This is a genomic window from Pseudoxanthomonas suwonensis (genome assembly GCF_010093235.1).
GTDB classification, from domain to species: Bacteria; Pseudomonadota; Gammaproteobacteria; order Xanthomonadales; family Xanthomonadaceae; genus Pseudoxanthomonas; species Pseudoxanthomonas suwonensis.
Genome location: NZ_PDWP01000048.1, coordinates 1 through 13,858, shown reverse-complemented (window position 1 = coordinate 13,858; position 13,858 = coordinate 1). Strand labels below are relative to the sequence as shown.

At 71.0% G+C, this 13,858-nt stretch carries 12 protein-coding genes; 5 read left to right on the top strand and 7 right to left on the bottom strand.

Going from position 1 to position 13,858, the window contains the following annotated elements; all coding sequences use genetic code 11:
* Window positions 1-245: 245 nt before the first annotated feature.
* The 5 genes from flgE to CSC68_RS15435 form a co-directional block, all read right to left on the bottom strand.
* The gene (gene flgE, locus CSC68_RS15455) at window positions 246-1,466 is read right to left on the bottom strand and encodes a flagellar hook protein FlgE (RefSeq protein WP_162204493.1); all 1,221 of its coding nucleotides are present in this window, start codon (window positions 1,464-1,466) and stop codon (window positions 246-248) included.
* Window positions 1,467-1,501: 35 nt separating this feature from the next.
* Window positions 1,502-2,173 carry a flagellar hook capping FlgD N-terminal domain-containing protein gene (locus CSC68_RS15450; RefSeq protein WP_162204492.1) on the bottom strand — a complete coding sequence of 224 codons (672 nt, stop codon included), beginning with the start codon at window positions 2,171-2,173 and terminating at the stop codon, window positions 1,502-1,504.
* 11 nt (window positions 2,174-2,184) lie between these two features.
* A complete protein-coding gene (gene flgC / locus CSC68_RS15445) occupies window positions 2,185-2,592 on the bottom strand; it encodes a flagellar basal body rod protein FlgC (protein ID WP_162204491.1) in 408 nt (135 codons plus the stop codon).
* Window positions 2,593-2,603: 11 nt separating this feature from the next.
* The gene (gene flgB, locus CSC68_RS15440; RefSeq protein WP_162204490.1) at window positions 2,604-3,023 is read right to left on the bottom strand and encodes a flagellar basal body rod protein FlgB; all 420 of its coding nucleotides are present in this window, start codon (window positions 3,021-3,023) and stop codon (window positions 2,604-2,606) included.
* A gap of 100 nt (window positions 3,024-3,123) precedes the next feature.
* On the bottom strand, window positions 3,124-4,071 hold the full coding sequence (locus tag CSC68_RS15435; RefSeq protein ID WP_162204489.1) for a chemotaxis protein CheV: 948 nt from the start codon (window positions 4,069-4,071) through the stop codon (window positions 3,124-3,126).
* 95 nt (window positions 4,072-4,166) lie between these two features.
* Here CSC68_RS15435 and flgA point away from each other — a divergent pair, with 95 nt between their 5' ends.
* The 4 genes from flgA to CSC68_RS15415 all read left to right on the top strand — a co-directional run bounded on the left by flgA (window position 4,167) and on the right by CSC68_RS15415 (window position 6,834).
* Entirely contained in the window at window positions 4,167-4,814 is a 648-nt protein-coding gene (gene flgA / locus CSC68_RS15430; protein WP_162204488.1) for a flagellar basal body P-ring formation chaperone FlgA, read from the top strand.
* 91 nt (window positions 4,815-4,905) lie between these two features.
* Entirely contained in the window at window positions 4,906-5,211 is a 306-nt protein-coding gene (gene flgM / locus CSC68_RS15425; protein ID WP_162204487.1) for a flagellar biosynthesis anti-sigma factor FlgM, read from the top strand.
* An 8-nt stretch (window positions 5,212-5,219) separates the two neighbouring features.
* The gene (locus CSC68_RS15420; protein ID WP_162204486.1) at window positions 5,220-5,564 is read left to right on the top strand and encodes a flagellar protein FlgN; all 345 of its coding nucleotides are present in this window, start codon (window positions 5,220-5,222) and stop codon (window positions 5,562-5,564) included.
* 58 nt (window positions 5,565-5,622) lie between these two features.
* Window positions 5,623-6,834: an ATP-binding protein gene (locus tag CSC68_RS15415; RefSeq protein WP_162204485.1), complete on the top strand. Its 1,212-nt coding sequence runs from the start codon at window positions 5,623-5,625 to the stop codon at window positions 6,832-6,834.
* A gap of 15 nt (window positions 6,835-6,849) precedes the next feature.
* On the opposite strand, the gene CSC68_RS15410 is transcribed toward CSC68_RS15415, so the two are convergent.
* A complete protein-coding gene (locus tag CSC68_RS15410; protein WP_425501268.1) occupies window positions 6,850-8,571 on the bottom strand; it encodes an EAL domain-containing protein in 1,722 nt (573 codons plus the stop codon).
* Between the two features lie 13 nt (window positions 8,572-8,584).
* A complete protein-coding gene (locus CSC68_RS15405; RefSeq protein WP_162204483.1) occupies window positions 8,585-10,615 on the bottom strand; it encodes a PAS domain S-box protein in 2,031 nt (676 codons plus the stop codon).
* Window positions 10,616-10,745: 130 nt separating this feature from the next.
* On the opposite strand from CSC68_RS15405, the gene CSC68_RS15400 reads away from it, so the two are divergent.
* Window positions 10,746-13,520, top strand: coding sequence for a sensor domain-containing protein (locus tag CSC68_RS15400; protein ID WP_162204482.1), 2,775 nt, complete (start codon window positions 10,746-10,748; stop codon window positions 13,518-13,520).
* Window positions 13,521-13,858: the final 338 nt, after the last annotated feature.

Below are 13,858 nucleotides of genomic sequence, written 5' to 3'. Positions count from 1 at the left end.
CCGCCTGCAATACGGAATGATATCCATCCACGTGCTCCTGCAGGACCTGGTCCAGCGCTGCCTCGTCTCCGGTCCCCAGGCTCGCGATTACGCAGAGGACTAGGTACGCGTCGAGTGATCGGAAAGGCGCGTGATTGGTGATTTGTAAGTCGTGATTCGACAAGGCCGGAGGTCTTGACGCTGGATCGGTGAGTTGGGCGCATTCGCGCTTGCGAATCACCAATCACGAATCACGAATCCCGGCCTTACCGGATGTTGATGATCGTCTGGGTGGCCTGGTCCTGGGTCGAGATCATCTGCGCGTTGGCCTGGAAGTTGCGCTGCGCGGTGATCATGTTGACCAGCTGCTCGGTCAGGTCCACGGTCGAGGCCTCCAGGGCGCCGGACTTGATGCGGCCGAAGTCCGAGGAGTCCGGGGCGCCGCTGCGCGGGCTGCCGGAGGCGTAGGTGGCCATCCACATGTTGTTGCCCGTCGACTGCAGGCCCTGCGGATTGACGAAGTTGGTCAGCACGATCTGGCCCAGGGCCACGTCGTCGCCGTTGGAATAGCGCGCGAAGACCACGCCGCCCTCGGATACGTCGATCGTGGTCAGCTTGCCGGACGCGAAGCCGTCCTGGTTGACGCTGCGCAGGGCGAAGCTGTTGCCGTACTGGGTGCTGCCGGTGATGTCCAGGCTCAGCTCGAGCACGCCGGCGCCGGTGCCGGGGGTGTACGGGTCCATCGCGATCACGCCGTTGGCCGGGGCGACCAGGGCGCCGTTGGAATCGAACTGCACGGTGGTCGGGGCGCCGACCTGGGTGCCGTCGACGAAGTTGTAGACCTCCCACTCGTTGGCGTTGGCGGTCTTGACGAAGTACGAGGTCTGGACGTGGGACACGCCCAGCGAGTCGTACACGGTCACGCCGCCGCTGCTGGCGTTGTAGCTGTTGCCGTCGGCGGGGTCGAACGGCTGCACCACCGGCTGGGTTGCGGCGCCGGGCAGGGTGACCATCAGGTCGACGCGGCCGGTCTGCTGAGGCGGGCTGTCGGTGGTGGCCAGCTGCAGGTCGATGGTGCGGCCGACGTCGAAGCTGCCGCTGGCGTTGGGCGGGTAGACCTGCAGGCGCGCGCCGTCGGGGGTGATCACGAAACCCCTGTTGTCCGGCTGGAAGTTGCCGGCGCGGGTGTACATGGTCTCGCCGTTCTTGTTGACGGTGAAGAAGCCTTCGCCGTCGATGGCGAAGTCCAGCACGCGCCCGGTGGGGTCGATGTTGCCCTGGGAGAACTGCTGGGCGACGTTGCTGACCTTCACGCCAGAACCGATCGCATTGCGCGACAGGCCGTAGCTGGTGGTCGAGAACAGGTCGGAGAACTCGGCACGGGAAGTCTTGAAACCAACCGTGTTGGAGTTGGCGATGTTGTTCGAGGTGACGTTGAGGTCGGCGTTGGCCGCGTTGATGCCGGAGAGTGATGCGGTAAAGCTCATGGCGGACTCCTGCGGAATCTGGTGGTCTGGCGGGCTCAGCTGACGCGGAGCACGTATTCGAGCGGGACGGTGCCCAGCCCGGGGAGATCGAGGAACAGGCCGTCGCTGCCGACGGTGACGCTGTCGACCTTGCCGCGGACGTAGGTGTCCAGCGACCTGGTGCTGCCGTCGTTGGCCGTGAACTTGGCGCTGATGCCGTAGCTGCCGGCCGGCAGGCGCTGGCCGGTGTGGTCGTTGCCGTCCCAGGCGAAGGCGACCTCGCCGGCCTTGCTGGCGGGGACGCTGAACTCGCGCACGGTGCGGCCATTGGCGTCGGTGACGGTGAACTGCACGCTGCCGGCATCGGGCGCGGCGACCGCGCCGGTGGGTTCGCCCTCGGCGCCCAGCGACAGCTTCGCCGACGGCACCAGCACGTCGTGGCCCACCAGGGCCGCGCCGCGAAGGATCTGGTCGCTGCCCAGGGCGGCGGAGAAGTTCCTGACCTGGGTGTTGAGCGTCTCGATGCCCTGCACGGTGGAGAACTGGGCCATCTGGCCGAGGAACGCGCTGTTCTCCATCGGGTTCAGCGGGTCCTGGTGCTTGAGCTGCTCGGTCATGAGGCGCAGGAAGTCGGCCTGCCCGAGGGCGTCCCCGCTGCCACTGGAGCTGTTCGTGCCGGCCGGGGCCAGCCCGAGGCTGGAATAGATGTCGCTTGCGATCGCGCTCATTCGGGGGTTCCTCAGCGGCCCATGGTCAGGGTGGCCACGGCCAGTTCCTTGGCCGTGTTGATGACTTCCACGCCGGCCTGGTAGCTGCGCGAGGCGGAGATCAGGTTCACCATCTGCGCCACCGGATCGACGTCCGGGGCGAAGACGTAGCCGTCGGCGTCGGCCAGCGGATGGCCCGGCTCGTAGCGGCGTATCGGCGGCGCCTCGCTCTGGGCGATCTCGCGCACGCGCACCCCGGTCAGGGCCGGATCGGTGCCGCTGGCCTGGGCCTGGAACACCGGTTCGAGCGGCTTGTAGACCGCCTCCGGCGAGGCGGCCACCGAATCGGCGTTGGCCAGGTTGGAGGCGATGGTGCTCAGGCGCACCGACTGCGCCTGCAGCGCGGAGCCGGCGACGTCGAAGATCGGGAGGTTGCTCATGCGCGGGCTCCTTACTGGCCGGTGATGGCGGTGAGCAGGGTGCGCACCTTGGACTCGACGAAGCTCAGCGAGGCCCGGTACTCCAGCGCGGCGCGGCCGTAGGCGGCGCGCTCGACGTCCGGATCGACGGTGTTGCCGTCGAGGCTGGGCTGGCTGGCCTGGCGGGTGTACTGGAACGGGGCCGCGCCGGTGGAGATCGCGTCCTGGATGTGCGCCTCGTGGGTCGCGGCCGGCGCGCCAGGCCCACCGGCCCGGCTGCCCACGCGGGCACGGGTGGCGGCGTCCAGGGCCGTGTTGAAGTCCAGGTCCTGGGCCTTGTAGCCGGGGGTATCGGCGTTGGCCAGGTTGCTGGCGATCAGCTTCATCCGCTGCTCGCGCAGGGGCAGGGCGTCCGCATGGACACCCATATAGGAAGAGATCGGATTGAGCATGGCGACTCCATCGCGGAAGGTCGCCGGGACTCAGGCAAGGCGCGTGCCAGAACGCGCCGGAAGTCCGCTACGGGTGCCCCGGGCGGACGCGGGGCCGGGGTCAGGCCCTTTCTTCGGCCACCTGCTGCAGGCGCGCCAGCACGTGGTCGGCCAGCTCGTGCGGGCTGTACTTGGCGACGAAGGCGTTTGCGCCCACGCGCTCGACCATGGCGTTGTTGAACACGCCCGACAGCGAGGTGTGCAGGAGCACGTAGAGCCCGGCCAGGGCCGGGTGGCGCCGGATTTCCGTCGTCAGGGTGTAGCCGTCCATCGCCGGCATCTCGATGTCGGAGATGATCATGGCGTAGCGCTCGCACGGATCCTCGCCGCTGGAGTGCACCTGCAGGAGGTGTTCCAGCGCCTGGCGGCCGTCGGACAGCAGGGTCACGCCCACCCCCAGCTGGTCCAGCACGCTGCGGATCTGTTGGCGGGCCACGCGCGAATCGTCCACCACCAGCACCTGCATTGGCGGGGCGCTGGCGGGCAGGGCCATCTCCGGGGCGAGGGTGGCGTCCATCCGCGCCTGGGTGATGTCGGCCAGGACGCTCTCCACGTCCAGCACCTGGATCAGCTCGCCCTGGAAGCGGGTTACCGCCGTCAGGTAGGTACTCTCGGCGCCCAGGTCCGGCGGCGGATGGATGTCCTCCACCGCGATGTTGACGATGCGCTCCACGTCGCTGACCAGGAAGCCCTGGACCGAGCGGTTGAACTCGGTCACCACCAGGTACTGGGTACCTTCCTCGCCCGGCTGCCTGCGCTCGGGATGGCCGATGGCCACGCCCAGGTCCAGCACCGGCACCGAGCGCCCGCGCACGTCCGCCGCACCGGCGAACTGCGACGGCAGCCCGGGCAGCTGGAACAGCGGCGGGCGGCGCAGCACTTCCTGGACCTTGAACACGTTGACGCCAAAAAGCTGGCGTCCGCCCAGGCGGAACAGCAGCAGGGCCAGGCGGTTGTGGCCGGCCAGCCGGGTGCGCTGGTCGATGCGGTTGAGGAGGTTGTGGGTCATGCACGCGGTATCGGCCGGCCGCGGCGACGCTTGAGCGGGGACTCTGGCACGCGGCTTGCACGAGCCCGGTCGATTTTCGCGACCGAAGGCCCCGCATGCATTGCCCACGTCGAGTCCTCATCTTCCTGCTCGCCCTGCCGATAGGCTGGGCGTCGGCGACCTCGTTCCAGCCGGTGGAGTCGATCCGCGCGGCCGCGGTGGGGGCGGTGCCGGGCGGGGAAGGCGAGGCCAGCCTCGATCCGGCCCTGCGCATGCCGGCCTGCGCCAGCCCGCTGGATGCGCGGCAGTCGACCGCCTCCACGGTGGAAGTGTCCTGCCCGGGCGGCTGGCGGCTGTACGTGCCGGTCCGGCAGCGCCGCAGCCAGCAGGTCGTCGTGCTGTCCAGGACCGTCGCCGCCGGCGAGACCCTGGCCATGGACGCCCTGTCCACGTCCCAGCGCGACGCCTCGCGCGTCGCGGTCGCCGCGCTGTCCGACCCGGCCCAGGCCGTGGGCCAGGTGGCACGCCGGACCCTGCCGGCCGGGACGGTGCTGGATGCCGGCGACCTGGTCGCGCCGCGGATCGTGCGCCGTGGCGACCAGGTCTCCCTGCTGTCGCGGCGGGGCGGGGTGGAGGTCCGGGTGGCCGGACGCGCCCTGGGCGATGCCGGGGTCGACGAGCGGGTGAGCGTGGAAAACCTCTCGTCCCGGCGTATCCTGCAGGGGCGCGTCATCCCCGGCGGGGACGTGCTGGTCTCTCCCTGAACGGCACCGCGTCAAATTCCGCGACCCAGCCCTAAAGTTTCCCCCAGCCCGTACCGATAACCATCGCGTACCCGCCCAAGGACTCATTCCAATGAGCCAGAAGATCGAAGGCAGCCTCCCGCCGCAGGCCGTGCGCAGCACGGTGCAGGTCGGCCGCGCCGCCGCCACCGGCGCCGAGCGTCCGGAATCGGTGGAAGCCGCCCGCGCCGGCGACAGCCTGCGCCTGACCGGCGAAGCCACCGGCCTGCAGGCCCTGCAGCGCGAGCTGTCCACCGCCCCGGCCATCGACGCCCAGCGCGTGGCCGAAGTGCGCCAGGCGCTGGAAGCCGGCACCTACCGCATCGATCCGGCGCGCATCGCCGATCGCATGCTCGAGATGGACCGCCTGCTCGGCTGAGCCCGGCGATGACCCTCACGGCCGCCACCGAAGCCGCAATGGACCGCCTGGCCGCCGCGCTCGCCGACGAGCGCCGTGCCCTGCTGGACCACGACGTCGAGCTGCTGATGCGCTCCACCGGCGAGAAGCTGGCGGCGCTGCGGGAGCTGGAGGACGCCGTGCCGCAGGGCCAGGCCGCGCGCCTGGCCGAGCTGGCCGAGGCCAACCGCCGCAACGGTGCGCTGCTGGCGCGCCGCCGGCGCGAGGTGAACTGGGCGCTGCGGCACCTCGGCCGTGCCGAGAGCGCCCCGGCCTACGACGCCCAGGGCCAGGCCCAGCAGCTGCACGCGCGCCGCGACCTGGCCGTCGCCTGACCCCGGACGGCCGCCGCGGCTAGAATCCGGTGTTTCCCGGACCTGCGCCGCGCGCCCCATGCAAAACCGAATCCGCGAAGGCGTGATGCCTTCACCCGCGATCCTGGACCGCCTCGGCGACAGCCTGCACGAGGGCATGCTGCTGTTCAGCGGTTCCGGCGCCCTGGTCTACGCCAATCCCGCAGCCTCGGCCCTGTGCCAGGACTGCCATCCCGGCGAACCGGACACCAGCCTGACCCTGGAAGCGCTGCTGCCGCGCGACGCGCTGCCGCAGGCGCGGGCGGAAGGGCGCTGGAGCGGACACCTGTCCTTCGGCAAGGACTCGATCCTGCTGGTCCATGCGTACTACTGTGCCGAGGAGGGCGGCTGGTACCTGGTGCTGCTGATGGACCTGCGCAAGGTGCAGGTGTACGAGCAGGACCTGCTGCGCCGCCACGCCGAGCTCAACGTGCGCCTGACCGCCGCCCAGGCCAAGCTGCTGCAGGCCGAGAAGCTGGCTTCCATCGGCCAGCTCGCCGCCGGCGTCGCGCACGAGATCAACAACCCGATCGGCTACGTCCACTCCAACCTGGGCAGCCTGCAGGAATACCTGCACAGCCTGTTCGCCCTGATCGACGCCTACGAGCGCGCCCTGCGCTCGCCCGACCCGCGCTCGATGCTGGCCGAGATCGACCAGACCCGCTCGCGCCTGGACATCGACTTCATCAGCCGCGACCTGCCGCAACTGATGACCGAGTCGCGCGAGGGCATCGAGCGGGTGACCCGCATCGTCAAGGACCTCAAGGACTTCTCGCGCTCCGAGCGCGACGAGTCGTGGAAGCTGGTGGACCTGCACGCCGGCCTGGAATCCACCCTCAACATCATCTGGAACGAGCTCAAGTACCACGCGACGCTGGAGAAGGACTACGGCGAGCTGCCGCCGGTGGAATGCCTGCCGTCCGAACTCAACCAGGTGTTCATGAACATCCTCATCAACGCCGGCCAGGCCATCGGCGAGCGCGGCACCATCCGCATTTCCACCGGTCATGCCGGCGACGAGGCCTGGGTGGAGATCGCCGACAGCGGCCCGGGCATCCCGCCGGACGTGGTCCAGCGCATCTTCGACCCGTTCTTCACCACCAAGCCGGTGGGCAAGGGCACCGGGCTGGGCCTGTCGATCTCCTACGGCATCGTCGCCAAGCACCACGGCCGCATCGACGTGGACAGCCAGCCCGGGCAGGGTTCGAAGTTCCGGATCGTGCTGCCGGTGCGGCAGCCGCGCACGGCCTGACGGGCGGCGCCGGGCTCAGAGGCCGTCCGGGCGCAGCGGCTGGCGCTCGGCGTGGGTCCGGAACGCCTGGCGGATGTGCTCGCGCAGCTCGTCGTCGTTCCAGGGCTTGGTCAGGAAGCGGTAGATCGCGCCGCGGTTGATCGCATCGGTGACCGTGGCCAGGTCGGTGTAGCCGGACAGCACCATGCGCACCGTGTCCGGGTACAGGGTCTTCACCCGGCCCAGGAACTCGGTACCGCTCATGTCGCTCATGCGCTGGTCCGAGAGGATCACCTGGACCTCGTTGGTGGCCAGCAGGTCGAAGGCATCGCGCACGTTGCCCGCGGCCAGGATCCGGTATCCGTCGCGGCGGAACAGGCGCACCAGCGAGCGCAGCACGTTCTCCTCGTCGTCCACCAGCAGCAGGGTCTGGTCCTGCTTGGTGGAGGCGAACAGCTCCGGGCGCATGTAGCGGCGGCGCAGCACCATGCCCGCCGACTCGGCCGGCATCGGCTCGCCGAACAGGTAGCCCTGGAACAGGTCGCAGTCGCTGCGCCGCAGGTAGCCCAGCTGGGCCTCGCTCTCCACGCCGTTGGCGATCACCTTCATGTTGAGCTGGTGGCCCATGGCGATGATCGCGCGCACGATCGCCGTCTCGCGTTCGCCGGCCGGGGCGCTGCGGATGAAGCTGCGGTCGATCTTGAGCATGTCCACCGGATATCGGACCAGCGCGCTGAGGCTCGAATCGCCGGTGCCGAAGTTGTCCAGGGCCAGGCGCACGCCTTCCCGGCGCAGCGCGGCCAGGCCGGCGTAGACCGGCGAGACGCTGGCGGCCAGCGAGCTCTCGTTGATCTCGAGCAGCAGGTTCTCCGTCGGCACGCCTGCCTGCCGCAGCATGGCCAGCACCTCGTCGACGAAGGCCGGCCGCAGCAGCTGCAGCGTGGACACGTTGACCGACACGAACAGGTCGTCGAACCCCGCATCGCGCCAGGCGCGGGCCTGGCTGATGGCATTGCGCAGGGCCCAGTCGCCGATCTGCACGATCACGCCCAGGCGCTCGGCCACCGGCATGAAGCGCTCCGGGACCAGCAGGCCGAGGGTCGGGGACTGCCAGCGCAGCAGCGCCTCCATGCCGACCACGCGGCCGTCGCGGGCGCTGATCTCCGGCTGGAAGCGCAGGCGCAGCTCGCCGTTGGGCACCGCGTCGACGATCTGGCGCGCGATCAGGCTTTCATTGTGGACGTTCTCCAGGCTGGGGCCGCCGTAGAACTGGATCCGCTCGCCGATGTGGCTGGCCTGGCGCGCGGCGATCTCGGCCAGGCGCAGCAGGCCGTCGGCGTCGGTGGCGTGCTGCGGGCACAGGGCGATGCCGGCCTTGGTGCTGAGGAACAGGGTGTAGGGCAGCACGCTCAGCGGCGCCTCGGCCTCGGTCAGCAGTTCCTCGGCCAGCACCTCCGGCGCCGGCATGCCGGGCTGCAGCGGCACCACCGCCACGAACTCGTCGCTGCCGTGGCGCCAGACATGGCCGCGACCGTGCAGCAGCACGTGCAGGCGGCGGGCCAGTTCCTCCAGCGCCTGGTCGCCCACCTCGAAGCTCATGTTCTCGTTGACCGACGCGAAGTGGTCGATGTCCAGGGGCAACGCCATCAGCGGCGGCCCGCCGTTGAGGGCATCGGCGACCAGGGCCTGGACCACGGGGTGGCCGGCGCCCAGGCGGCCGGGCACGGGCGGGGAAACGGGAGGAGCGGAAGTCGGCAGCAAGGAGCGGGTCTCAACCGTGGGCGGCGTAGGGCAGCAGCAGTTCGATGCGGGTGCCGGCGCCCCGGGTGCTGTGGATCGACAGGCCGCCACCGACGCTCTGCGCGCGCTCGCGCATGATCACCAGTCCCAGGCCGCCGGCCTGTGCCGGGTCGAAACCGCGGCCGTCGTCGCGGATGTGCAGGCGCAGCGCATCTTCGTCGCCGGACAGCACCAGGGTCACGTGGCTGGCGCCGGCATGGCGCAGGATGTTGGTCAGCCCCTCCTGGGCAATGCGGAAGCACGCCTGCTCGACCTCGCGGTCGGGGCGGCGGGGCAGGGGCGCCACGTCCAGTTCCAGCTCGACCGGGTGGTGGCGGAACAGCGAGCCGGCATGCCAGCGCAGGGCCGCTTCCAGGCCCAGCGCATCCAGTTGGGGCGGCCGCAACAGCATGGACAGGTTGCGCAGCTTCTCCAGGGTGGCATCGGCGGTGGCGACCACGTCCTGCAGGTCCTCGCGCCGGCGCTCGGCATCGTCCTCGGCCATGGCCGCATGGACGGAGAGCTTGATCGCGGTGATCGCCTGGCCCACGTCGTCGTGCAGCTCGCGGGAGATGGCGCGACGCTCGTCCTCCTGGGCGGAGAACAGGCGCCCGGCCATCGCCTGCAGTTCCCGGTTGCCGCTGGCCAGCGCGTCGCGCATGCGCTCCGGTTCGCTCAGGTCGCGCACCAGCAGCAGCGTGCAGTCCTGGCCGCCGTAGCGGGCGGCGGCTCGCGACAGCGCCACCCGGAACGTCTCGCCGTCGTCGCGGCGCATGCGCGGCGAGACCTCGGCCAGCTCCCCGCGCAGCCAGCCGCGCAGCACCGCCAGGTCCTGCGGCTCGACCAGGTCCGCCAGCGGCTCGCCGATCAGCGCTTCCGGGGCGCGGCCGAACAGCCCTGCACACGCCGGGTTGGCGTAGAACACGCATTCCTCGCGCAGGATCATCAGCCCGTCGGGCAGGATCCGCACCAGCTCGCGGAACTGCTGCTCGCGCTCGCCCAGCAGGCGCCGGGTCTGCTGTTCCTCGGTCACGTCCTGCACGGTCCCGCGCAGGATGGTCGTGCCCTGGTCCTCGATGCGGCGCCCGCGCAGGTGCAGCAGGCGCTCCTGGCCGCCGGCGCCAAGCACCGGCAGCAGCAGGTCGAGGTTGGGCAGGCCACCGGATGCGAGCTCCTCGAGCATGCGCTCCAGGCGCGCATGGCTGGCCGCGTCGGCGCCCACCAGCACCTCGGTCAGGCGCCGGTCGGGACCGCCCTGCACGTCGAGGAGCTGGCGCATCACCGGGCAGAAGCGGCTCGCCCCGGTGGCCAGGTCCATCTCCCAGGAGCCGAGGCGGGCGAGCTGCTGCGCTTCCAGCAGGCGCAGGCGCGCCTGCTCCTCGGCAGTGCGGTCGACCAGCACGACCAGGCGCCTCGGCCGGCCTTCGGGCGACGGCGGGAGATCGGTGCTGCGCAGCTCGACATGGCGGGTGCGGCCATCGCGCCCGGTGAAGCTGGCCAGCTTCACGTGGGGGCGGTCCGGATGCTGGCGGACCTCGGCCACGGCCCTGGCCAGGTCCTCCTTGTCGCGCCACATGCGGGTGACCGGCATGCCCTGCAGGTGCTCCCGCGGCCACCCGAGGTAGTCGGCGGCGGCCGGGTTGGCATCGATGATCTCCAGCGCCTGCATGTCGCAGCTGAACATCGGGTTGGGGTTGACCTCGAACATCTCGCGGTGACGGGTTTCCGACGCCTGCGCGCGGTCCCAGGCCCGCAGCAGCCGGTGCAGCAGGCGGTAGGTCATGAAGTAGAGAAGCACCGCGGTGACGGCGATGGTCGCCGCGCCCTTCCAGGTCTGCAGCCGGGTGAGGGTGGCCGTGTCCGTGGCCAGCAGCGCCAGGGCACGGTCGCTGAAGAGGATCCACACCACGCCGCACAGCAGGTACAGCGCCGGAATGCGGATCGCGAGCGAGCGCGCACGGACCTTGGCGTCCCTCGCGCCGGCCTCTGGCCCGGGCGCTCCGGGCCGGTCGTGCTGTGCCATCGGTCTACCCCCAGACGAGAGCGGCAAGCATACCAGCGGGGCTGGCCCGGTCGGCTCAACTACGGCACCGCGATGCCGCTAACGGCAGGACCGCCCCGCAGCCCCCGGGGACCTTTGGAGAGAGCAGGGAGTGGATCCCGGCGCGATTGCCAGCCTGTTGCAGCACCCGATCGACAGCGCCCTGCTGGTGCTGGATGCCGAGGGGCGCCCGGTCGCCGCCAATCCGGCGGCCCAGTCCATGGCCCTGCCCGATGCGGCCTCGCGCTACGCGTACCTGTTGCAGGACCTGCGCGCCAGCCTCGCCAGCGGCGAGCGCCAGGCCGTGGCCTGCAGCCTGCCCGGCCCGGAGCGGCGGCTGGATGGCTGGCTGCGTGGCGTGCGCGGCCCCGACGGCGACACCATCGCCTACACCCTGAGCATTCCCGATCCTGAAGGAGCCAGCCGCTGGCAGGTGGCGCTGGACAGCGCCGGCCACGGCCTGTGGGACTGGGACATCGGCGCCAACCGCATCTTCCGCTCCGAGACCTGGCGCGCCATGCTCGGCTTCACCGCCGAGGATGTCCTCGACAGCAGCCTGGAATCGGCGCTGGCCATGGTCCATCCGGAGGACGTGGAGCGCCTGCGCCAGACCCTGCGCGAGCACCTGGACGGGCGCACCGACGCCTACGCCTGCGAGCACCGCGTGCGCCACTGCAATGGCAGCTGGCGCTGGGTACGCGACAGTGGGCGGGTGGTGGCCTGGAGCGCCGACGGCCGCCCGCTGCGGATGATCGGCACGCATACCCCGATCGACGAGCAGAAGCAGCTGGAGGAACGGCTGCGTGGGCAACAGGCCCTGCTGGAAGAGATCCAGCGCCTGGCCGGGATCACCTCATGGTCCTGGAGCCCGGCCACCGACACCGGCGCCTGGCCCCGCGAGTTCTATCGCCTGCTGGGCCACCCGCCACGCGACCGCGACGGCGCCCGCGCCTGGCTGAGGCGCCTGCCGCGCGAGGCCTCGGCCGCGCTGCGCCGGGCCTGGCAGCGGATGCGCCGCGACGGCCAGCCGGTGCGGTTCGAGCTCGAGCTGGCCGATGCCCAGGGCCAGCCGCTGTACCTGCAGGCCTGGGCGCGTCCCCAGCTGGACGCCTCCGGCCACATCGAGCGCGTGCTTGGCCAGTTCCAGGACGTGACCGCCCAGCGCCGCGCCGACGCGCTGCTGCGCTGGCGCACCGAACTGCTGGACCGCGTCTCCGCGCTGGGCCACATCGGCGGCTGCGAGATCGAGCCGTCGACCCGCCGCGTGCAGTGGACCGACGAGTGCTACCGCATCCACGGCCTGCCGGCGGGACCGCTGACCCTGGACGACGCCCTTGCCCTGTACACCCGCGACTCGCGCGACGCCTTCGAGGCGGCGCTGGCACGGCTGGCCGGTGGCGGGCCGGCGGAGCGGCTGGAGCTGTGCTTCTACCGGCCCGGCGGCCAGCGGGTCTGGGTCCAGGTGACCCTGGAGCTGGAACGGCGCGAGGACCTGCCGGAGCGTTTCGTGGCCCTGTTCCGCGACATCAGCCGCGAGCGGGAGACCAGCGAGCGGATCGAGCTGCTGTCGCACTACGACCTGCTGACCGGGCTGCCCAACCGCTTCCTGCTGCGGGTGCAGGTGGAGGAGGCGATCGCCGACGCGCTGTCCGGCGACGGCTCCCCGCTGTCGCTGCTGCTGCTGGACCTGGACGGTTTCAAGAACATCAACGACACCTTCGGCTACGCCGCCGGCGACGCGATGCTCAAGGCGGTGGCCGGACGACTGCATGCGGCGCTGTCGCAGCGCGACCTGTTCGGGCGCCTGGGCGGCGACGAGTTCATGGTCATGCTGCGCGCCGATGCCGCGCAGGCCGAGGCCACGGGCATGAAGCTGATCGCGGCGCTGTCCGAGCCCCTGCCATTCGCCGGCGAGCTGCTCAAGGCCGGGGCCAGCGTCGGCGTGGCGGTGCTTGGCGCCGACGGCACCGGCTTCGACGAGCTGCTGCGGGCGGCGCACTCGGCCCTGCGCGTGGCCCGCGACCGCGGGCGCAACACCCTGCAGATGCACGACGCCGAGATCCAGCGCCGGACCAGGCGCCGGCTGGAGATCGAGCACACCCTGCGCGGCGCGCTTGAGCGCGAGGAGTTCTCGCTGGTCTACCAGCCGCAGATCAGCATCAGCGACGGGCACGCCCCGGGCATCGAGGCCCTGGTGCGCTGGCATCGTCCCGGAGGCACCTGCCATCCGGGCGAGTTCATCCCGATCGCCGAGCAGACCGGCGAGATCGTGCGCCTGGGCGAGTGGGTTATCGCCGAGGCCTGCCGCCAGGCCGTGGCCTGGCATGCGGCCGGCCTGGACTTCGGGCGGATCGCGGTCAATGTCTCCGGCGTGCAGTTGCGCGACCGCGGCTTCGCCGAGCGCGTGGTGGCGCTGTGCCAGCGGGCCGGCTGGCCGCCATCGCGGCTGGAACTGGAGCTGACCGAATCGGCCCTGATCCTGGACAGCGAAAGCCTGCGCCACTGCTTCAAGGTGTTCGAGCGGCACGGCATCCAGCTGGCGGTGGACGATTTCGGCACCGGCTTCTCCAACCTGCATTACCTCAACCGCTTCCCGGTGCAGCGGCTGAAGATCGACCGCAGCTTCGTCAGCGGCATGCTGCACGATGCCAATGCCGGCGGCGTGACCCAGGCGATCATCCACCTGGGGCACGCGCTGGGCATGCGCGTGGTGGCCGAGGGCGTGGAGACGGCGCAGGAGCAGCTCCAGCTTCGCCACTGGGGGTGCGACGAGGTGCAGGGCTATGTCCATACCCGGCCGTTGCCGCCGCGCGAACTGGCGCAGTGGCTGCGCCAGGCCACCGAGGCCGGGGTGATCGACTGGCCGCGGCCGGTGGCGCTGGAGTAACGCAGCGCCATCCGCCTTCAGGCCAGTTCGCGACGCCGGCATCCGCCGGCGTCGCCGTTTCCGGAGCTGGCCAGCATGCGACGCGGCGACCGGCCCGATCCACCCGCCAACATGTCCCATGGCTCCCGCCGGGGCACGATATACCACGCCTTTTCCGCCGGCCTGCCATCGCCGGATGCGCGTTGCATCGCCGGCATCCGCCGGTCCGGAAGCCGGAATCACCGGTTACGAAGTGCTTACCGACGCCGGCGGCTTCCCCCGCACCGGCCACCCACCGGCCGGCAGGAGTGGCGTGCCTGGAACGTGGCGACACCGGCCCGGGCGCGCAAAGGAGCAGG